The sequence below is a fragment of the Promicromonospora sp. NPDC050880 genome, assembly GCF_044456525.1.
Classification (GTDB): Bacteria; Actinomycetota; Actinomycetes; order Actinomycetales; family Cellulomonadaceae; genus Promicromonospora.
Genome location: NZ_JBITFV010000002.1, coordinates 68092 through 87693 on the forward strand (window position 1 = coordinate 68092; position 19602 = coordinate 87693).

The 19602-nt window shown below is 71.7% G+C and carries 20 protein-coding genes and 1 tRNA gene; 13 read left to right on the forward strand and 8 right to left on the reverse strand.

Features of this window, described 5'->3' with window-relative positions:
- Positions 1 to 12: 12 nt before the first annotated feature.
- The 4 genes from ACIBBF_RS04140 (at position 13) to ACIBBF_RS04155 (ending at position 2989) form a co-directional block, all read left to right on the forward strand.
- Entirely contained in the window at positions 13 to 519 is a 507-nt protein-coding gene (locus tag ACIBBF_RS04140) for a sensor histidine kinase (RefSeq protein ID WP_397410803.1), read from the forward strand.
- A 339-nt stretch (positions 520 to 858) separates the two neighbouring features.
- Positions 859 to 1431: a hypothetical protein gene (locus tag ACIBBF_RS04145; protein WP_397410805.1), complete on the forward strand. Its 573-nt coding sequence runs from the start codon at positions 859 to 861 to the stop codon at positions 1429 to 1431.
- A 49-nt stretch (positions 1432 to 1480) separates the two neighbouring features.
- A complete protein-coding gene (locus ACIBBF_RS04150; RefSeq protein ID WP_397410807.1) occupies positions 1481 to 2509 on the forward strand; it encodes a fatty acid desaturase family protein in 1029 nt (342 codons plus the stop codon).
- 99 nt (positions 2510 to 2608) lie between these two features.
- Positions 2609 to 2989: a lipopolysaccharide assembly LapA domain-containing protein gene (locus ACIBBF_RS04155; RefSeq protein ID WP_397410809.1), complete on the forward strand. Its 381-nt coding sequence runs from the start codon at positions 2609 to 2611 to the stop codon at positions 2987 to 2989.
- Positions 2990 to 3021: 32 nt separating this feature from the next.
- Here ACIBBF_RS04155 and ACIBBF_RS04160 read toward each other — a convergent pair whose 3' ends face one another.
- The gene (locus tag ACIBBF_RS04160; RefSeq protein ID WP_397410811.1) at positions 3022 to 4008 is read right to left on the reverse strand and encodes a diacylglycerol/lipid kinase family protein; all 987 of its coding nucleotides are present in this window, start codon (positions 4006 to 4008) and stop codon (positions 3022 to 3024) included.
- A 360-nt stretch (positions 4009 to 4368) separates the two neighbouring features.
- On the opposite strand from ACIBBF_RS04160, the gene ACIBBF_RS04165 reads away from it, so the two are divergent.
- Positions 4369 to 5325 carry a ParB N-terminal domain-containing protein gene (locus ACIBBF_RS04165; protein WP_397410813.1) on the forward strand — a complete coding sequence of 319 codons (957 nt, stop codon included), beginning with the start codon at positions 4369 to 4371 and terminating at the stop codon, positions 5323 to 5325.
- Positions 5326 to 5657: 332 nt separating this feature from the next.
- Here ACIBBF_RS04165 and ACIBBF_RS04170 read toward each other — a convergent pair.
- The 3 genes from ACIBBF_RS04170 to ACIBBF_RS04180 form a co-directional block, all read right to left on the reverse strand.
- A tRNA-Val gene (locus ACIBBF_RS04170) sits at positions 5658 to 5731 on the reverse strand.
- An 86-nt stretch (positions 5732 to 5817) separates the two neighbouring features.
- Positions 5818 to 6276 carry a peroxiredoxin gene (locus ACIBBF_RS04175; RefSeq protein ID WP_397410815.1) on the reverse strand — a complete coding sequence of 153 codons (459 nt, stop codon included), beginning with the start codon at positions 6274 to 6276 and terminating at the stop codon, positions 5818 to 5820.
- On the reverse strand, positions 6273 to 6680 hold the full coding sequence (locus tag ACIBBF_RS04180) for a DUF3052 domain-containing protein (protein WP_397410817.1): 408 nt from the start codon (positions 6678 to 6680) through the stop codon (positions 6273 to 6275). The genes ACIBBF_RS04175 and ACIBBF_RS04180 overlap by 4 nt, the downstream gene beginning before the upstream one ends.
- 436 nt (positions 6681 to 7116) lie before the next feature.
- Here ACIBBF_RS04180 and aceE point away from each other — a divergent pair, with 436 nt between their 5' ends.
- Entirely contained in the window at positions 7117 to 9867 is a 2751-nt protein-coding gene (aceE, locus tag ACIBBF_RS04185; protein WP_397410819.1) for a pyruvate dehydrogenase (acetyl-transferring), homodimeric type, read from the forward strand.
- Positions 9868 to 9961: 94 nt separating this feature from the next.
- Here aceE and ACIBBF_RS04190 read toward each other — a convergent pair whose 3' ends face one another.
- Complete coding sequence (locus tag ACIBBF_RS04190) at positions 9962 to 10636, reverse strand: hypothetical protein (RefSeq protein WP_397410821.1); 675 nt, start codon at positions 10634 to 10636, stop codon at positions 9962 to 9964.
- Positions 10637 to 10735: 99 nt separating this feature from the next.
- Here ACIBBF_RS04190 and ACIBBF_RS04195 point away from each other — a divergent pair, with 99 nt between their 5' ends.
- From ACIBBF_RS04195 to ACIBBF_RS04225, 7 genes are all read left to right on the forward strand, one after another.
- Complete coding sequence (locus ACIBBF_RS04195; RefSeq protein ID WP_397410823.1) at positions 10736 to 11992, forward strand: PucR family transcriptional regulator; 1257 nt, start codon at positions 10736 to 10738, stop codon at positions 11990 to 11992.
- Positions 11993 to 12111: 119 nt separating this feature from the next.
- Positions 12112 to 13080 (forward strand): ACP S-malonyltransferase, encoded by a 969-nt coding sequence (locus ACIBBF_RS04200; RefSeq protein ID WP_397410825.1) that lies wholly within the window; start codon positions 12112 to 12114, stop codon positions 13078 to 13080.
- Positions 13077 to 14078, forward strand: a complete 1002-nt coding sequence (locus tag ACIBBF_RS04205) for a beta-ketoacyl-ACP synthase III (RefSeq protein WP_397410826.1) — start codon at positions 13077 to 13079, stop codon at positions 14076 to 14078. Before ACIBBF_RS04200 ends, ACIBBF_RS04205 begins: the two co-directional genes overlap by 4 nt.
- 125 nt (positions 14079 to 14203) lie before the next feature.
- Positions 14204 to 14452: an acyl carrier protein gene (locus ACIBBF_RS04210; RefSeq protein ID WP_119143615.1), complete on the forward strand. Its 249-nt coding sequence runs from the start codon at positions 14204 to 14206 to the stop codon at positions 14450 to 14452.
- An 86-nt stretch (positions 14453 to 14538) separates the two neighbouring features.
- Complete coding sequence (gene fabF, locus ACIBBF_RS04215) at positions 14539 to 15783, forward strand: beta-ketoacyl-ACP synthase II (RefSeq protein WP_397410828.1); 1245 nt, start codon at positions 14539 to 14541, stop codon at positions 15781 to 15783.
- Positions 15784 to 15889: 106 nt separating this feature from the next.
- The gene (gene def / locus ACIBBF_RS04220; RefSeq protein ID WP_397410830.1) at positions 15890 to 16375 is read left to right on the forward strand and encodes a peptide deformylase; all 486 of its coding nucleotides are present in this window, start codon (positions 15890 to 15892) and stop codon (positions 16373 to 16375) included.
- 277 nt (positions 16376 to 16652) lie between these two features.
- Positions 16653 to 17150: a DUF3145 domain-containing protein gene (locus ACIBBF_RS04225; RefSeq protein ID WP_397410832.1), complete on the forward strand. Its 498-nt coding sequence runs from the start codon at positions 16653 to 16655 to the stop codon at positions 17148 to 17150.
- 37 nt (positions 17151 to 17187) lie between these two features.
- On the opposite strand, the gene ACIBBF_RS04230 is transcribed toward ACIBBF_RS04225, so the two are convergent.
- From ACIBBF_RS04230 to ACIBBF_RS04240, 3 genes are read right to left on the reverse strand one after another with little or no spacing between them, the layout of a single operon-like run.
- Positions 17188 to 18081 (reverse strand): HTTM domain-containing protein, encoded by an 894-nt coding sequence (locus ACIBBF_RS04230; protein WP_397410834.1) that lies wholly within the window; start codon positions 18079 to 18081, stop codon positions 17188 to 17190.
- Entirely contained in the window at positions 18078 to 18926 is an 849-nt protein-coding gene (locus ACIBBF_RS04235) for a DUF5819 family protein (RefSeq protein ID WP_397410836.1), read from the reverse strand. Before ACIBBF_RS04235 ends, ACIBBF_RS04230 begins: the two co-directional genes overlap by 4 nt.
- 46 nt (positions 18927 to 18972) lie before the next feature.
- On the reverse strand, positions 18973 to 19506 hold the full coding sequence (locus ACIBBF_RS04240) for a potassium channel family protein (RefSeq protein ID WP_397410838.1): 534 nt from the start codon (positions 19504 to 19506) through the stop codon (positions 18973 to 18975).
- Positions 19507 to 19602: the final 96 nt, after the last annotated feature.

Below are 19602 nucleotides of genomic sequence, written 5' to 3' on the forward strand. Positions count from 1 at the left end.
GTCGGGGCCGTCATGGACGCGCACGCCGCCGGCCCGGACCACGCCTGGGCCCTCCACCTGCCCGACGAACCGGACGACGACGCGCACCCCGGCAGCACCGACCCCGCGGGCGACCTCCTCGTGACCGGCGACGAGGCACGCCTCCAGCAGGTTCTCGCGAACCTGCTGGCCAACGCACGTACCCACACCCCGCCTGGCACCCACGTGGACGTGCGCGTCGGGCGCACCGGTGACACCGTCCAGCTCACCATCTCCGACGACGGCCCCGGCATCCCCGCAGACCTGCGCACCACGCTCTTCCACCGCTTCACCCGCGGCGACACCGCCCGCAACCGCGCTGGCGGGTCGACGGGCCTCGGCCTGGCCATCGCCGAGTCGATCGTCACCGCCCACGGCGGGACGATCGACGTGCGCTCCGCCACGGCCGCCGAGCCTGGACCGACCGGGACGAGGTGCGCAGCCTCGGCGACGACCCTGAGCTGCCGATCAGCCATGCCGCGTCCGCGCGCGATGAGGTAGACGAGCGAGGTGAGCACCGGAAGGAAGGATGCACGATGCGAGCTCGGTGATCTCACCGATCCTCGACTACCGGCTCTGCCGGTGGTGACCGAGAACCGCCTCACACAAGAAGCAGCCAGATTCCGAGATCCCCCAGTCAGTCGAAACGACACCAGACCCGAGAGCCTCCTATCTGTCACCAGGTCACGTGTCACCGTGCTGCGGGCGATCGCCGACGTCCTGGCGCCAACGGACACGGCGACCAAGCCCGGACCCGCAGAACCGACGCCGCCGGTCGCCTCCGCAAGCACTGAGCGGGCGAGGTCACAGGTGCCGAACTCGCGGGCGTATGATGAAATCATGGATGACGGCCAGAAAGGCCAGTCTGAGGCTGATCGAGTGTCTTCGTCGACGAGGCGGCCCGCTCCCGTCGAGGACACCGGACGAGCACGGTGGGACGACGACGGTGGGTTCGAGCCGGATGTTCCTCGCGCTGCCGGCGCACCTGACGCCGAGCCTGTCGCCCGAGGTGGGCTCTTCCTGCGCGGTGTGCTGGATTCCGCTCTCCCGCACGAGCTCGGTACGGAGGACGAGCCGGAGCGGTACCTGGTCTCAGCCGTCTTCTCCCGGCGGGTCTCTCCCGAGGAACGCGCTCTGATCGAGGCTTCGAGCGTCTCAGCGATGCTCGCCGAGCGCGGCTACCGAGGGGTGTCCTTGAAGGTCGCGGACCGCCGTCTGGAGATCGCAGGGACAAACCTGGCGATGCTGGCCGGTGGACTGGCCTCCGAGATCGCCAGGGTGCTGCGTGAGGTGGAGCAGCAAGTGCTCGCCGAGCGCGCGCGACGCGACGACGAACGCCTTCGGTGGAGCGAAGCGGAAGCGGCGCGCGCGGCCGGGGTGAGAGCCGAGGCAGAAGATGTCCGATTCGAGTGAGCGGCCGGCCTCGGGCAGGACGACAGGGGCCCGCCGTCAAGTCCGGACGGTGACCAGGGACTACTCGGTCCTGGCGAAGGTGGTGCGCGAGTCGGGGCTCCTCCGACGCCGGTACGGGTACTACTGGACGCGTCTGATCGGTACCGTCGTCGCCTTCGGTCTGGTCTGGACCGCGGTCGTGCTCGTCGGCGACTCGTGGTGGCAGCTTCTGGTCGCCGCGGCACTGGCCGTCGTGCTGGCCCAGCTCGCGTTCCTCGGCCACGACAGCTCCCACCGCCAGGTCTTCCGGTCACGGGCGTGGAACGACTGGACCGGCCGTGTGCTGGCGAACGTGTTCGTCGGACTGAGCCACGCGTGGTGGACCACGAAGCACAACGCTCACCATTCCGCTCCGAACCAGGAGGAGCGCGACCCGGACATCTCGCCCGGGGTCATCGCCTTCACGCCGGCGATCGTGGCCGGCCGCCGCGGCTGGCGGCGCTGGTTCGCCCGCCGGCAGGGCTGGTTCTTCTTCCCGCTGCTGACGCTCGAAGGGCTGAACCTGCACGTGGCGAGCGTGCGTACCGTGCTCGGCCGCGGACCCGTGGTGCATCGTGGGGTGGAGGCTCCCGTGCTGCTGACCCGCCTGACCCTGAACGTCGCCGTGCTCCTGATCCTGCTGCCGCCGGCGATCGCCGCCGCCTTCCTCGCCGTGCAGCTCGGCCTGTTCGGTGTGCTGCTGGGCGGCGCGTTCGCCCCCAACCACAAGGGCATGCCCATCGTCCCCGCCGGTGCCGAGCTCGACTTCCTGCGCCGGCAGGTGCTCATGTCGCGCAACATCCGCGGCAACGCGCTGGTCGACTTCTTCATGGGCGGGCTCAACCGGCAGATCGAGCACCACCTCTTCCCGAGCATGCCCCGACCCAACCTGCGGCGCGTCCAGCCGCTCGTCCGCGAGTTCTGCTCGACCCTCGGCGTGACGTACACCGAGGTGAGCTTCTTCCGCTCCTACCTGATCGTCGTGGGATACCTGAACGACGTCGAGCACCGCGCGCGCGACCCCTTCGCCTGCCCTCTGGCAGCCCAGCTCGGACGCTGAGGCACCGCGCCCACGGCGACGAGGGGCGTAGAGTGGGATGGATCCGGGCGAACATGCCCCACCCGAGGTGCGCGGGCCCGGAATCGCAGGGAGGCCGTCATGGCCACCGTTCCTACCCCCACCCCACCACTGCCGTCCGCGGTCAACGGCAACCCCAGCAGACCAGACGCCGACGTGCGCGGGTCGGGCCACATACGTCGTACAAGCACCCATCCCACCGGGGCTCGCCGGAGCCGTGCGGGCGCGGCCTGGGTCGGCATCTGCATCGCGGCGCTCCTGCTGGTCGCTCTGATCATCTTCATGCTGCAGAACACTCAGCCGGTGCTGGTCTCGTTCCTGGGGATGCAGGGGTCGGTCCCGCTCGCCGTCGCCCTGCTCATCGCGGGAGTCGGGGTGGGCATCATCGCCCTGGTGATCGGCACCATCCGGATCGCCCAGCTTCGACGCCACCAGCACGGCGGCAGCAGCCGAACGCCCTGACCGGGCCCAACGCGTCCTGGGGCTTCGAGGCCCTAGGGCGCCGGGCCGTCGCCCGGCGTCTCTCCGTTTCTCCCGACGGACGGGTGTTCCGGTACGCGGACCGTCAGCGCCCTGGGACGGACCTGGATCCTGGCGGCGGTCACTTCACCGAAGCTGTCCCCGTCGAGCTCGACGTGCTGTCGCGACTCGAACCGCGCGGACAGGCTCCGGCCTTGCACGTACTCCATGGCACGCAGCCGTGGTGCGGACCGCAGCACCACACGGCCCGCCCGCGACCGGTTGAGGACCCCGCCGACCATGAGGCGCCACCCGACACGCACCCACTGCCAGAAACCCTTGGGACGCAGGAGGACGACGTCGAGCAGACCGTCGTCCACCTCCGCGTCAGGCAGCAGCAGGATGCCGGCGGTCAGGGTGCCACAGTTGCCGACGATCACGGTGTGCGCACCCACAGACCGCTCCCGCGCACGGTCGACGCGGTAGTGCATCGGGAACCGCTCGTTGCCCACCACCGACCGGCTGATGGGGTCCGCGTAGGCGAGCCAGCCGATGCGCTGCTTCAGAGCGGCGTTGGTGCCTGTCGCCATGCGTGCGTCCAGGCCGATGCCCGCCATCACCAGGAACACGTGCGTGGACGCGGGGCCGTTCTCGCGCTCGAGCTCGGCCACGCCCACATCGATCGTGCGGTCCGAGCCGCTGAACGCCACGCGGACCGCCTCCTCCAGGCCGACCCGCAGCCCGAGCTCACGCGCCAGGAGGTTCCCGGTCCCTGCCGCCACGACCGCCACCGGTATCCCGCTCGAAACCAGCTCTTCGGCAACGGCGCGCACCGTGCCGTCGCCACCGACCACGATGACGAGCGCCGGATCATGACCCAGCGCACTTCTCGCCGCCTGCCCGCCCGGGTCCTCGGGTGTCGTCTCGAACCACACGTGCGGTCGCCACCCCTGGCGCCGCTCCTCGGCGACAAGTGCCGCGCGAAGGCGGGCCGCATCCACCCGGACCGGGTTCACGATCACTACGGCCCGACTCCTCGACGAGGAACGCGCACCGTGCGACGTCCGCCCCATCATCACTCCTCGCATGAGGCCATGATGGACTCTCCCTTACCACACGGCCCACAGGCCCTGCCTCCATGGTTCAGTGCTCCTCGGCGGTGCTGGTGGTGAAGACGTGCTGGGCGACCGTCATGGCGCTCATCCCGTTGGGCCAGCGGGACTGCTGCACGGATAGGTGACAGGGGGACCTATCCGTGCAGCAGTCCCGAGATCCGACGCCCCGTCCGGTGTGCCACCACCTCTCGGAGCGCCGCGCTGCTGCCTGAACCCCGGCCCCAGAAGCGGGACGCCGATGAGGGTCTGCTGCGCCTGGACGTGGCCGTGGACGCGATCGTCGTCGGGGAGCGGCACCGGCACGACCTCGGCGACATCGACGCGCTGGCCGCGTCGATACAACGGGTCGGGTTGCTGCAGCCGATCACGGTCACCCCGGACATGGTCCTGGTGTGCGGGTGCCGGCGCCTGGTCGCGATCCAGCGCCTGGGCTGGACCACCACCCGCCCCTGGGTGAGGAGCGGGATCTCCGACCGCCTCCAAGAGGTCCTGGCCGAGCGCGACGAAGAACAGCTGCGCAAGCCTCTCGATGACGTCGAGGCGGCACAGCTGTACCGGGAGATCAAGCAGCTGACCGCCGAGGACGCCGCGCGCCGCAAGCAGGTCACCCAGTTCGGCGGACCTGGCATGCCGGCCGACCGCCCGGGGACCACCCCGTCCGCGCAAGACGCGACCGGCCAGGTGACCGTTGGGGACAAAACGGAAAATTATTGTCCCGCCAATTTGGCGGGACCGTCTGACCTGCGCAATTCCCGACGACAGGCCGCGCAGATGGTCACCGGGAAGGCGTCCTACTCCCGCCTGGACCGCATCGCGACCCTGACCGACATCGCAAACGACCCCGAGCGTCCCGACCGCATCCGGACCATGGCCGCCGACGCCCTCGAGCAGATCCGGGGCGGAGCGTCGGTCTTCCCGCTGTACGACCGCGTCAAGGCCGAACTGGCCGCGACCGACCCGACGGCCCAAGCAGTCGAGCCGATCAGCCAGGACGACGTCGACGAGGTCGTCGCGGCCGCGATCCAACGGCTGAACCAGCCCGAGACCGTCCGCGACGCTCGCGGCAAGGGACGACGTTCCCTGCGGTCCTGGGCACTGCTGTGGCAGGGTCTGGAAGGGTGGTGGGAGCACTACGACCCCACCGACGTCGGCACCGGCACCCACGAGAACGCCCCACCGCCACACCGCGCGACTTCGGTGGAGTCCACTCGTCGCGATCGATGAGCCGCTTCTCTTCGACGAGCCAGGCCTCTGCGGCGAGCTTGTCCCCGAACGAACGCGGGTGGATCTGACCATCCGGCCCTGTGTACCGCGCGCGGTAGCCCGAGACCTTCTTGGTCCGCGTGTTGCGGCGCGTCTCGATGTTGCCGAACGCCCGGTGACCTGACTTACCTGCCATAGAGACCGACCCCCTCACTGAGTGAGGTGGGCGACGGGCGCCAGCAGCCGTGGGCATTAGGTGGGCATTCGAATGCCCACAGGAGTCCAGAAGTGTCTACTGCTGTCCAGGAGAGGAGGAAGCGTCGACGCAGGTCAGGCTGCGTTTCTGCAGCCAGTGGGCCCGGAGGGATTCGAACCCCCGACATCCACGGTGTAAACGTGGCGCTCTAACCAGCTGAGCTACGAGCCCCGGCAGCGGTCCACAATACCTGGCCCACGCCGCAGAACGGTCCTGCTTTTCCACCCCACCGCACGAAGCTGGCGAGACCGGCCGTCTCAGACCTCCGCGACGGCCCTGCGGTACTCCTCCAGGTCCCGCGCCTGCCCGCGCGGGTTGACCACGCTCCACCGGACGATCCCGTCACCGTCGATCAGGAACGACCCCCGCAGCGCGTGCCCGGCGTCCTCGTCGAGCACGCCGTAGGCACGGGCCACCTCACCGTGCGGCCAGAAGTCCGACAGCAGGTCGAACTGGTACCCCTCGGCCGCCTGCCACGCCTTGAGCGTGAACACGGCGTCCGTGGAGACGACGAGCAGCCGCACGCCCGCCGTCTCGAAGTCCTCGATGTTGTCCCGCAGCTCGCACAGCTCCCCCGTGCACGTCCCGGAGAACGCGAACGGCACGAAGACGACGAGCACCGGCGTCCCGCGCAGGTCCGACAGCGTGGTCGGGGTGCCGTGCGTGTCCGGGAGCGTGAAGTCGGGTGCGGGGTCTCCCGGTGCGAGGACGGTCACTTGCCGCGGCCGCGGTAGCCCAGACGCGTCGCCGACCAGTCCTCCGCGATCGCGAACGTGCTGGTGGTCTGCAGGCCGGCCGTGGTCGCGGCCTCCTGGATGTCACCGTGGCCCACCTCGCCGTCGCGACCGGGCTTGGGGGTGAGGATCCAGATCAGCCCGCCGTCGTCGAGGACCGTCAGGACGTCGACCAGGGCGTCGGTGAGGTCGCCGTCGCCCTCCCGCCACCAGAGGATGACGCCGTCGGTGACGTCGCCGTAGTCCTCGTCCTCCAGCTCGCCACCGATGATCTCCTCGATGTCGGCCCGCAGTGCTTCGTCGACGTCGTCGCCCCAGCCGAACTCCTGCACCACCTGGCCGGCCTCGAAACCGAGGCGCCCCGCGCCCTGGGTGTCCGTGCTCACTTGGTTGATCGTCCCTCTCTCTGTCCGGCCTGGAGCCGGGTCGTCCTGGTGCTCTCTGGCCCGTCGTCGGGCTCTCCGTCGCCAAAGGTAGTGCACGCACCCCGGCCATGCCTCGCAACCAGGTCGCGTGGTGTCCAATTGATGAATCGATGAGCCCTCGGCAACGAGGAGGTCATGCACTCAGTCTCATCATTGCGATACCGCGTATCAATACGGACGTGATCCAGCACCGACGTAACGCAGATCACGCACTCTTGACCGCCCTATGGTGTGAGCGCACGCTGGAAGGGGACAGAATGGCTCTGACCACCTGTGCGTGGGCGTGCACAGCCGCAACCCCAGCTGTGGTGACGCTGCCGCCGACGCGACGGGGCCTGACGAGGCGGCGGGGAGCGCGAACCGCGACCACGCCGCGCGACACCGAGAGAGGTAGCTGGTGGCTTCGTTTGACGAGACCGGACCGCTGATCAACGGTCTGCTCAGCGCCGTACCTGACATCGACCCGGCCGAGACCGAGGAGTGGGTCGAGTCCTTCGACGGGCTGATCGACGAGAAGGGCGGACCCCGCGCCCGGTACGTCATGCTCAACCTGCTGCGCCGTGCGCGAGAGCGGAACGTGAGCATCCCCGCGTCGATGGCGACCCCCTACGTGAACACCATCGGTGTGCACGAGGAGCCGTACTTCCCCGGCGACGAGGCCATGGAGCGCCGCTACCGCTCGTGGATCCGCTGGAACGCGGCGGTCATGGTGACCCGCGCCCAGCGCGAGGGCCTGAGCGTCGGCGGGCACATCTCCTCCTACGCGTCCGTCGCGACGCTGTACGAGGTGGGCCTGAACCACTTCTTCCGGGGCAAGGACCACCCGGGCGGCGGCGACCAGATCTACTTCCAGGGCCACGCCTCCCCCGGCGTCTACGCCCGCGGGTACCTCGAGGGCCGCCTGTCCGCGGACCAGCTCGACGGGTTCCGCCAGGAGCTGTCGCACCCGGGCGGCGGCCTGCCGTCCTACCCGCACCCGCGCCTCATGCAGGACTTCTGGGAGTTCCCGACGGTCAGCATGGGCCTGGGCCCGGCGTCCGCGATCTACCAGGCCTGGACCAACCAGTACCTGCACAACCGCGGGATCAAGGACACCAGCCAGCAGGACGTCTGGGCGTTCCTCGGCGACGGCGAGATGGACGAGCCGGAGAGCCGCGGCATGCTGCAGCTCGCCGCGCAGCAGCAGCTCGACAACCTGACGTTCGTGGTGAACTGCAACCTGCAGCGCCTCGACGGCCCCGTGCGCGGAAACGGCAAGATCATCCAGGAGCTGGAGGCCCAGTTCAAGGGCGCCGGCTGGAACGTCATCAAGGTCGTCTGGGGCCGCGAGTGGGACGCCCTGCTCAACGCCGACAAGGACCGCGCGCTGGTCAACCTGATGAACGTCACCCCGGACGGTGACTACCAGACCTACCGCGCCGAGTCGGGCGCGTTCATCCGTGAGCACTTCTTCGGGCGCGACCCGCGCACCAAGGCCCTCGTCGAGAACATGACCGACGACGACATCTGGAACATGAAGCGCGGCGGCCACGACTACCGCAAGCTCTACGCGGCCTACTCCGCGGCGCGCGCGCACACCGGCCAGCCGACCGTCATCCTGGCGCACACCGTCAAGGGCTACGGCCTGGGTGCCGGCTTCGCGGGACGCAACGCCACGCACCAGATGAAGAAGCTCAAGGGCGACGACCTCAAGACGCTGCGCGACTCGCTCCGGATCCCGATCTCGGACGCCGAGCTCGAGAAGGACCCGTACCTGCCGCCGTACTACCACCCGGGTGCCGACGCGCCGGAGATCCAGTACATGCTGGAGCGCCGCCGTCAGCTCGGCGGGTTCGTCCCGGAGCGCCGCACGACGGCGAAGAGCACCCTGACGCTGCCGGAGGACAAGTCCTACGAGCTGCTGAAGAAGGGCTCCGGCACGCAGCAGGTCGCCTCGACCATGGCGTTCGTCCGCCTGCTCAAGGACCTCTTCAAGGCCAAGGACTTCGGCCACCGCATCGTGCCGATCATCCCGGACGAGGCCCGCACCTTCGGCCTCGACTCGATCTTCCCGAGCGCCAAGATCTTCAACACGCTCGGCCAGAACTACCTCGCCGTGGACCGCGAGCTCATGCTGAGCTACAAGGAGTCCGAGTCGGGGCAGATCATGCACACCGGCATCAACGAGGCCGGCTCCGCCGCCGCGTTCCAGGCGGTCGGCACGTCGTACGCGACGCACGGCGAGCCGATGATCCCGGTCTACATCTTCTACTCGATGTTCGGCTTCCAGCGCACGGGCGACCAGTTCTGGGCGGCCGGCGACCAGATGACGCGCGGCTTCATCATCGGTGCCACCGCGGGCCGCACCACGCTGACCGGCGAGGGCCTGCAGCACGCGGACGGCCACTCGCCGCTCATCGCCGGGACCAACACCGCCGTCGTGCAGTACGACCCGGCCTACGGCTACGAGATCCGGCACATCGTGCGCGACGGCATCGAGCGCATGTACGGCGACGGCTCCGACGGCCGGGACCAGGACGTCATGTACTACCTCACGGTGTACAACGAGCCGATGGTCCAGCCGGCCGAGCCGGAGGACGTCGACGTCGAGGGCATCAAGCGCGGCATCCACCGCATCTCGGTGTCCGACGCGGACGGCCCCAAGGCCCAGCTCCTCGCCTCCGGCGTGGGCGTGCCGTGGGCGCTGGAGGCGCAGCAGCTCCTCAAGGAGGACTGGGGCGTCTCGGCCGACGTGTGGTCGGTGACCAGCTGGAACGAGCTGCGCCGCGACGCGCTCGCCTCCGAGCACGACGCGCTCGTGGACCCAGCCGCGCCCGTGCGCACGCCGTACGTGACCGAGAAGCTGTCCGGCGCCCAGGGCCCGTTCGTCGCCACCAGCGACTACGACCACCTGGTGCCCGACCAGATCCGTGCGTGGGTGCCCGGCGACTACGCGGTGCTCGGTGCGGACGGCTTCGGCTTCTCCGACACCCGCGCCGCCGCGCGCCGGCACTTCCTCATCGACGGTCCGTCGATGGTGGTCAAGACGCTGCAGTCGCTCGCCCGCCGCGGCGAGGTGCCGAACGACGTCGTGGCCAAGGCCGTGGAGAAGTACCGCCTCCTGGACGTCAACGCCGGCACGTCGGGCGTGGCAGGCGGCGACAGCTGACCCCAGGTCACGCTCTACCCAGTCATCGGGCCCGGAACTCACGTGAGTTCCGGGCCCGATGACTGGGTAGAGCGTGACTTTGCGTCGCGCGGCGTCAGACGGCTTCCGCGATCGCCTTCGCCAGCTCCGCGCGGAGCGGCGCCGTCGCCTTCGCGTCCGGGTGGGTCTCCAGCGAGCGCAGGTGCTGCCTGGCCTCGTGCGGCCGGTCCGCCTCCAACGCCGCCAGCACGAGATGCCGGCCGACCTCCGGCGGGTGCTCCCGCACCCGCCACTGCCCCACGCCCAGCCCCAGCGCCTCCACGGGCATGCCCGCGTCCCGCAGGATCGCGAGCCCCTCGACCAGCGCGTGGCCGTCCGGGTCCCGCTCGGCGGCGGTCGTGAACCGGCGGACGGCGCCCTCCGGGTCGTCGGCCAGCGACAGCCGACCCAGCTCGATCAGCGGGTACCACCCGCGGGGGTGGCCGGCCAGCTCCTCGGCCAGGGCCCACACCGCCAGGTCCGCCTCGCGCTGCTTCGACTCGGGGATCTCGTCGGAGTCCCGCAGCGGGTCCTCCAGCGTCGGGTCCTCGGCGGCCCGACGGCGGACGATCTCCGCCAGCGCGCGGAACGCCTCCTCGTTGTTGGGATCGTCGGTCAGCTGGGCGCGCAGGGCGTCCTCGTGCCCGTCGTCCCCCCGCCGGGGCGCCGACGGCGACAGGCGGCGCGTGCCGACCGTGGACGCGGACGGGGGCCGACGGATGAGGCGGCGGAGCCGTTGCATCAGGGCCATACCTCGACCCTACAGTTTTCCGCACCCGCACACTGGACCGACGCTGCCGGAGAAGTCCGTTTGTGGACTCCCCACAACCCGGGCTCGTATGCTGCCGGGGTGCCAGCAACACGACGGGCCGCGCGGAACGACGCCCCCCAGGACGACCAGGGGGCGGAGCCGTCCGTGGACCGGCCCACGGACGAGACGCAGGAGACCGGCACCGACCCTGCCGGATTCCCGATGAATCTCCAGCGGGTCCGCGAGGCCACCGGCCTGCTCACCGCCGCCGCCATGCGCCGGCTCGACGAGGACCTGAACTGGTACCGCGACCTGCCGGCGGAGGACCGCTCGTACGTCGGCCTCGTGGCCCAGGCCGGCATCAACGCGTTCACCTCGTGGTTCACCGACCCGGACCGGCCGCCCCACGGCGTCAGCGAGATCTTCGCCGCGGCGCCCACGGAGCTGACCCGGTCCATCTCGCTCCAGCACACCCTGCAGCTCGTCCGCGTCGTGGTCGACGTCGTCGAGACCCACTCCGACCGCATCGCCGCCCCCGGCGGCGAGCGCGACCTGCGCGAGGCCGTGCTGCGCTACTCCCGCGAGGTCGCGTTCTCCGCGGCCGAGGTCTACGCGCGCGCCGCCGAGTGGCGCGGCGCCTGGGACGCCCGGCTCGAGGCCCTCGTGGTCGACGCCCTGGTGCGCGGCGACGGCGACGACTCGCTGCGCTCGCGGATCTCCGCCCTCGGCTGGAGCGGCCGCGGTAACGCACTCGTGGTCGTGGGCCTGGCGACCGAGGAGCTGGACGAGATCCGCACCGCCGAGATCCGCCGGGTGGCCCGCCGCGCCGCCGGAGACGCCCTCGTCGGCATCCACGGCGACCGTCTCGTGCTCGTGCTCGGCGGCGAGGGCGACCTCGTCGCCGCCGCGACGTCGCTGCTGAGCCGGTTCGGCGCCGGCCCGGTGGTGATCGGCACCCAGGTGCCGAGCCTGACCGAGGCCCCGCGGTCGGCCCGGTCGGCCCTCGCGGGCCTGACGGCGGCCCCGGCCTGGCCGCAGGCGCCGCGCCCCGTGATGGCCGACGACCTGCTGCCGGAACGCGTGCTGACCGGCGACTACACGGCGCGCGCGACCCTGATCGCCCAGGCCTTCACCCCGCTGCAGGACGCCGGGGGTGCGGTGCTGGAGACGCTCTCCGCCTACCTCGGCACCGGCCGGTCCCTGGAGGCCGCCGCACGCCATCTGTACGTTCACCCCAACACCGTGCGCTACCGGCTGCGCAAGGTCTCCGAGATCACCGGGTGGGACCCGCTGGACGCCCGGGAGTCGTTCGTGCTGCAGGTGGCGCTGGCGCTCGGCCAGCTCGGCCGCGGCTGACCCGTTCGCCCTAACCCGTCGCCCCGGGCGGCGCCTTGTAGATTCCGCACAAGGCCCCCCGACCAGGTTGGTACGGGTCGCGACGTCAGATCCGCCGCCCGGGTTGGCAGAGTGGAGGCGTGCTCGCCGTCGTCTGCCCTGGACAGGGCTCTCAGACCCCCGGGATGCTCAGCGACTGGCTCGAGCTGCCCGGAACCGACCAACGCCTCGCGGCGGCGTCCGAGGCCGCGGGCCTGGACCTCGTGGCACACGGCACGACGTCGGACGCGGACACGATCCGCGACACCGCCGTGGCCCAGCCGCTGATCGTCGCGACCTCCCTGCTCGCGCTGCGCGCCGTCCTGGACGGGCGCGAGGCGCCGGAGGTCATCGACGTCACCGCCGGCCACTCCGTCGGCGAGCTGTCGGCGGCCGCCGTCGCCGGCGCGCTGTCCGACGACGGCGCCGCCGGCCTGGTCGCACGCCGCGCCCGGGCCATGGCCACCGCCGCGGCCGCAGCGCCGTCGGGCATGAGCGCCGTGGTGGGCGGTGACCCGGACGAGGTGCTGGCCGCCATCGAGGCCGCCGGGCTGTGGCCCGCGAACGTGAACGGTGCCGGCCAGACCGTCGCCGCCGGCGCGCTGGAGAATCTCGCCAAGCTCGCGGAGAACCCGCCCACCCGGGCCCGTGTGATCCCGCTGCAGGTCGCGGGCGCCTTCCACACGCCGTTCATGGACGCGGCCCGCGCCGAGTTCGAGCCCGTGGCCCTCGGATGGGACGCCGCCGACCCGACGCTGCCGTTCCTGGCGGACCTCGACGGGACGGCCTACACGGGCGGCGCCCACGGGCACGGCACCGGCGCCGACGTGCTGCGCAACCTCGCGGGCCAGGTCACGGCCCCGGTGCGCTGGGACCTGATCATGACGAGCCTCGCCGAGCGCGGCGTCACCGGCCTGCTGGAGCTCGCCCCGGGCGGCGTCCTGACCGGTCTGGCCAAGCGCGGACTCAAGGGTGTCGAGACGGTGGCCGTGAAGTCGCCCGCCGACCTCGACGCGGCCCGCGAGCTGATCGCGGCCCACAGCACGAGCACATCCGGAGCAGACCAGTGACCATCCTGCAGCAGGCCCAGCCCACCCAGTTCTCGCGGATCCTGGCGATCGGCGCGGAGCGCGGTGAGCTCGTCGTCACGAACGACGACATCGCGGGCCCGATCGACTCCTCCGACGAGTGGATCCGCCAGCGCACCGGCATCATCACGCGGCGCCGGGCCGGCGCCGACCGGGACATGCTCGACCTGGCCGAGGCCGCGTCGCGCAAGGCCCTGGACGCCGCCGGCCTGACCGGCGCGGACATCGACGCGATCATCGTCTCGACGATCACCCACATGCACATGACGCCGTCGGCCGCCGCGGTCCTGGCCGACCGCATCGGCGCGACGCCCGCTGCCGCCTACGACGTCTCGGCCGCCTGCGCGGGCTACGCGTACGGCATCGGGCAGGCGGACGCCCTGGTGCGCGCGGGCCTGGCGCGCAACGTGCTGGTGATCGGCGCCGAGAAGCTCAGCGAGATCATCGACCCGACCGACCGCTCCATCTCGTTCCTGCTGGGCGACGGCGCGGGTGCCGCGATCGTCGGCCCCTCGGACACGCCGGGCATCGGCCCGACGGTGTGGGGCTCGGACGGTTCCAAGGCGACCGCCATCCGGCAGACGCACTCCTGGACCGAGCTGCGCGAGGACCCCTCGCTCGGCTGGCCCACGCTGCGCCAGGACGGCCAGACGGTCTTCAAGTGGGCGAGCTTCCAGATGGCCCCCGTCGCCGAGAAGGCGATGGCCGAGGCCGGCGTCACCGCCCAGGACATCCAGGTCTTCATCCCGCACCAGGCCAACATGCGCATCATCGACCAGATGAAGAAGCAGCTCGGTCTGCCGGATACGGTGGTGGTCGCGCGGGACATCGCCGAGACCGGCAACACGTCCGCCGCGTCGATCCCCCTGGCCGCCGAGCGGCTCCTGGCCGAGGGGCAGGCGAGGTCCGGCGACCTCGCCCTCCAGATCGGGTTCGGCGCGGGCCTCGTCTACGCCGCGCAGGTCGTGGTGCTGCCGTAGCGGGCGCCGGCAGGCCCGCAGGACGGCCTGTTGTGCATTCCGGTCACGGGATGCGCCAAGATCTGACCAGCAAGACTCCGGTGCCCGACGGCGCCGGTGACCGTTACGAAAGATAAGGAAGTCCCATGGCCAACACGGACCAGGAGATCCTCACGGGCCTCGCCGAGATCGTCGCCGAGGAGACGGGCCTCGACACGGCCGACGTCCTGCTCGAGAAGTCCTTCACCGACGACCTCGACATCGACTCCCTGTCGATGATGACGATCGTCACGCACGCCGAGGACAAGTTCGGGGTTCGCATCCCGGACGAGGAGGTCAAGAACCTCGCCACCGTCGGCGACGCCGTGAGCTTCATCAAGAGCGCCCAGGCCTGATCCGCCCCCGGCGGCGGCCGCGGGCCGGTCCCGCGCCGCCGCCGGGCACTCCAGTCATTCGTTCCACCACCCCCGGGAGCATCATCATGACCTCCGCACGCGACGTCGTCGTCACCGGCCTCGGCGCCACCACCCCGCTCGGCGGAGACGTGGCATCCACGTGGGAGGCCGCCCTCGCCGGCACCTCGGGGGCGCGCACCCTCGAGAACGACTGGGCCGAGAAGTACGGGATCCCCGTGAACTTCGCCGCCACCATCAAGGTGGACCCGGCGGAGGTCCTGTCCCGCCCCGAGACCAAGCGCATGGACCCGTCCGCGCAGTACGCGATCGTCGCGACCCGCGAGGCCTGGGCCGACGCGGGCAGCCCCGAGGTCCCGGGCGAGCGGCTCGGCGCCGTGGTCTCCTCCGGCATCGGCGGCATCCAGACCATCCTGGACGGCTGGGACACGCTGCGTGAGCGCGGCGCCCGGCGCATGCTGCCGATGACGGTCCCCATGCTCATGCCGAACTCGCCGTCCGCCTACGTGTCGCTGGAGCTCGGTGCGCGCGCCGGCACCCACGCGCTGGTTTCCGCCTGCGCGTCGGGCGCCGAGGCCGTGGGCTACGCCGTCGAGATGATCCGGTCCGGCCGCGCCGACGTCGTGGTCGCGGGCGGCACCGAGGCGTCGATCCACCCGATGCCGCTCGCCGCGTTCGCGGCGTCGCGCACGCTGTCGCTGCGCAACGACGACCCGCAGCACGCCTCGCGGCCGTACGACGTCGACCGCGACGGCTTCGTGCTGGGCGAGGGCGCGGCGGTCCTGGTGCTGGAGAGCGCCGAGCACGCCGCCGCCCGCGGCGCCCGGGTCTACGCGAAGATCGGCGGCGTCGGCCTGTCGTCCGACGCGTACCACATCACCTCCCCCGACCCCGAGGGCACCGGCCAGGTCGCGGCCATGCGCTTCGCGATCCAGGACGCCGGGGTCACCGCGGCCGACGTGGTGCACGTCAACGCGCACGCCACCTCCACCAAGGTGGGCGACCTCACGGAGACCGCCTCGATCCGCAAGCTCTTCGGGTCGGACGCCGACCACGTGCAGCTCTCGGCCACCAAGTCGATGACCGGCCACCTGCTGGGCGGCGCCGGGGCCATCGAGTCGGTGTTCGCGGTCAAGGCCGTGTCCGAGCGGCTCGCCCCGCCCACCATCAACGTGGAGAACCCGGACCCGGAGCTCCAGGTGCCCCTGGTGCGCGACGAGCCGGCGAAGCTGCCGGGCGGCGACGTCGCCGCGATCAACAACTCGTTCGGCTTCGGCGGGCACAACGTGGCGCTGCTGATCCAGAACGCCTGAGCCACAGGCCTCGTCGGACGCTCAGGTCACGCGCGTGACCTGAGCGTCTGGCATGTCCGGGGTGTGCCGACGGCGCCCCCGGGTCGTGACATGGGAGAATGTACGCATGGCAATGCGTGAGATCCGAGTGGTTCCCGACCCCGTGCTGCGCACCCCGTGCGACACCGTGGCGACGATCGACGACCGCGTGCGCGGTCTCGTCGCCGACCTGGTCGAGACGGTCGACGACGAAGGTCGCGCCGGGCTGGCCGCCAACCAGATCGGGGTCTCGCTGCGGGCCTTCTCGTGGAACATCGACGGCGAGATCGGGTACGTGATCAACCCGCGCATCGTCGAGCTGGGCGAGGAACTGCAGGACGGTGGCGAGGGCTGCCTGTCCGTGCCCGGGCTCTGGTACCCGACGGTGCGCGCCAACTACGCGCGGGTCGAGGGCATCGACCTGGACGGCAAGCCCGTCACCGTGGAGGGCACCGGCATCATGGCCCGCTGCCTGCAGCACGAGTGCGACCACCTCGACGGCATGGTCTACCTGGACCGCCTCCAGAAGGAGACGCGCCGGGCCGCGATGCGGGAGCTGCGCGCACGCCTCTGAGGGAGCAGCGCTCCCTTTCGTACATATCGCCCATGTGGGATGAATCATCAGGAGATTCGTTCCAGCACTAGTGGCGGTACGTCCCTTTAGGCAAGAATGTGCCGCACGAACTCGTCGTACGAAGTGATTCTTTCGGCGACATGCGCGCCGGTTCGCCTCGCATGTCGCCGCAGGATCGGGCAGGATGTGGTCCGGAGCACCGCTGTGCAGCCGGCCACAGCGTCACCGCCCTGGTGAGGACGTAGGGGAAGACGTACCTCGACCCAGGGAGGAAGACATGGCCGGTGTCATCACGCGGGGTGTACTTTTCGTGCATTCCGCGCCACGTGCCCTGTGTCCCCACATCGAGTGGGCCGCGGGGAACGTTCTTGGCGTGCGCGTTTCCATGGACTGGACCGCGCAGCCCGCTGGGCGCGGTCTGTACCGCGCCGAGTACTCGTGGCAGGGATCGCAGGGAACGGGCGCCAAGCTGGCGTCCGCCCTGCGCGGCTGGTCGCACCTGCGGTACGAGGTCACCGAGGACCCGAGCAACGGGGCCGACGGCGCCCGCTGGTCGCACACCCCGGACCTCGGCATCTTCCACGCCATGACGGATGTCCACGGCAACGTGGTGGTGCCGGAGGACCGGGTCCGTGCCGCCCTGGAGCTCGCCGACCCGCGCGCCATGCGCGAGGCCCTCGACCTGGCGCTGGGCGCCGCGTGGGACGACGAGCTGGAGCCGTTCCGCTACGCGGGCCTGGGCGCCCCGGTCCGCTGGCTCCACCAGGTGGGCTGACCCACCCGGTCCCCTGGCCGTCGGCCGCGCCCGGAGCTCACCCCGGCTCCGGGCGCGGCCGCGCACCCGGCCCGGCGCGCCGGAGCGCCGCGACGTCGAGGAAGACGCAGTCGGCGGCCAGCATGAAGAGCGAGAAGAACGGCAGCCCCATGACGACGCCGATGCCCGCGTGCAGCAGCAACGCGCCGGTGACGGCGGCCATCCGCAGGCGCGGGTGGAGCAGCAGGAGCGGGAAGGCGAGCTGCAGCGCGACGGTTCCCCACGTCACCGCTGCGACGAGCCAGCCGCTGCCCGCGATCAAATCGGCCAGCGGCGGCCAGGGCCGGAACTGCGGCAGCATCAGCGGGTAGTACACGGCCGAGCCGTCACGCCACTGCTCCCCCTCCAGCTTGAACAGCCCCGACAGCACGTACACCAGGCAGGCCTGCGCGCCCACCGCGACCACGGCGGCGTTGTGCAGGAGGGTGCGCACCGGGGCACCGCCCGCCGGCGGTCTCGCCGCCCTCCGCCGGCGCCGGGCGTCGAGCGACCACCGCGCCGAGGTGTCCGCGAAGCAGAGGTACACCAGCAGGATCCGGGCGAGGTTCAGCCCTTGGTCCGCGACGAGCGGGTTCACGGCGGTCAGGCCGGACCAGCCGATCAGGAGCAGCGGCACGGTCCAGCGGGCGTGCCAGCCCAGGGCCACCAGCGCGGACACCAGGATCACGAGCACGCAGCCCACCGTGAGGACGGGGCCGGTGGCGAGCACCTGCCCGCCGATCGGCGTCGTCCAGCGGGCGCCGGCGCCCCACAGGGCGTGGCGCGCCGGGACGTTCACCGCGACGTAGGCGCCGACGGCGAGGCCCAGCACGATGCGGGTCAGCGCGATGCCGTGGGTGGCACGGGCGGACCGGGTGCTCCAGCGGACGACGGCGTCCAGGAGCCGGGTCACCGCCCTGCCCCGTGACCCAGCTCCTGGAGCCGCGCCCACACGGCACCGAACGCGGCGTCGTCCTGCCCGGGCAGCCGCAGGAGCGGGCGGGCGCCGAAGGTGAGCACCGTGGGGCGGGCTCGCTCGGCGGAGCCGTACGGCGGGACCGGGCGGCGCACGACCTCCGCCTGGACGGACACCGGCCGGTCGTGCCTCCGGTCAGAGCCCGACGCCCGTACCACCTGCGTCGCATAGGCAGCCAGGGCCCGGTCCGCCGCGAGGTACCGGTCGACGACGTCGGCTGCCACGCCGGTGCCGAGCAGCGCCGCGCGCAGCTCCGCCCAGGCGACCGGGTGGCCGGGAACGTCCGGCGCGGCAGCCGTCGGTCGGAGAACGACGTCACGACCTGCCTCGGGCAGTGCGAGGTACGCGTCGCGCGCCTCGGCGGCGACACGGCGGGCGGGCCGCTCGGTCGCGGCCGGGAGCGCGTGACCGGTCAGCGCGCGGAGCTCGACCGCCGTCGCGTCGATCCAGGGGCCGGGCACCGGGGCACCGCCACCGCCCCGGTACACACCCCGCACCCGCAGGGTGTAGTCCACGTGCAGCGGTTCAGGTGCGAAGAGCGACCACCCCTGGTCGAAGACCGGCGTCATCCAGGCCTCCAGCGCACCGTACCCAGCCGTACCGGACGGCTCGGCGGAGAGCGGACCCTCCTGGGGCCGTCCCGTCACCCAGCCGGGCGCCGTCCACAGCAGCGTGGCGGTGAGATGGGCGAGCAGCAGCCCCCAGACGGCGAGCACGAGGCCCCGCAGCCGTCGCGAGACCGCGGGAGCCGTGTCGCCGGTCCCGTCTCGCGCGTCGCTCACCGCGCACAGGGTGCCAGAGGTCGGGCCGCCTGATCCAGCCGAGCGGTCAGCCCGTCGTCCGGCCCCGGCGCACCGCCTCGAGGATGACGCGCACCCCGAGCCCGAGGATCACGAGGTCGAGCAGCACCTGGCCGGACACGAGCAGGCGGACCCCCTCCGCCCGCGGCACGACGTCGCCGAACCCGACCGTGGCGAACGTGACGACGGTGAAGTAGAGCGCGTCGGACCGGCTGAGGGTCTCGCTGAAGGCCCCGGGCACCTGGACGCCGAGCATGTAGTACGTGGAGGCGAACAGGAGCAGGAAGAACGGGACCAGCCAGGCCAGGGCCTGGATCGCGCGAACGGCGGGCGCCCGCGACCGGACGATCGCCCGCACCTCCCGGTACACCGCCACGGCGAACACGACCAGGCCGACGCCGAGCCCGACGGCCGACCCGAGGACCGAGTCCCGGTCGAGGGGCAGCACGTAGTAGAGCACCACCAGGACCGCCGAGGTGGCGGCGGCCCGCAGGAGGCCGAGCACGACCCCGGCCGGACGCGGCCCGGTACCGCCGTCGTGCCGCGGCGCAGCTACCGTCACGCGGACCACCTCCCCGAGCGGACCTCTCCACTCTGGCCCGGGCGGCACCCGCCGGCCACCCCACGCGCGGCCGGCCACCGTGATCCTCCTGCCGGA

Bases quoted from the DNA above. Each gene is read 5' to 3' on its own strand.
- ACIBBF_RS04140 (WP_397410803.1), top strand. From the start codon at position 13: ATGGACGCGCACGCCGCCGGCCCGGACCACGCCTGGGCCCTCCACCTG.
- ACIBBF_RS04145 (WP_397410805.1), top strand. From the start codon at position 859: ATGGATGACGGCCAGAAAGGCCAGTCTGAGGCTGATCGAGTGTCTTCG.
- ACIBBF_RS04155 (WP_397410809.1), top strand. From the start codon at position 2,609: ATGGCCACCGTTCCTACCCCCACCCCACCACTGCCGTCCGCGGTCAAC.
- ACIBBF_RS04190 (WP_397410821.1), bottom strand. From the start codon at position 10,636: ATGGCCCTGATGCAACGGCTCCGCCGCCTCATCCGTCGGCCCCCGTCC.
- ACIBBF_RS04210 (WP_119143615.1), top strand. From the start codon at position 14,204: ATGGCCAACACGGACCAGGAGATCCTCACGGGCCTCGCCGAGATCGTC.
- fabF (WP_397410828.1), top strand. From the start codon at position 14,539: ATGACCTCCGCACGCGACGTCGTCGTCACCGGCCTCGGCGCCACCACC.
- def (WP_397410830.1), top strand. From the start codon at position 15,890: ATGGCAATGCGTGAGATCCGAGTGGTTCCCGACCCCGTGCTGCGCACC.
- ACIBBF_RS04225 (WP_397410832.1), top strand. From the start codon at position 16,653: ATGGCCGGTGTCATCACGCGGGGTGTACTTTTCGTGCATTCCGCGCCA.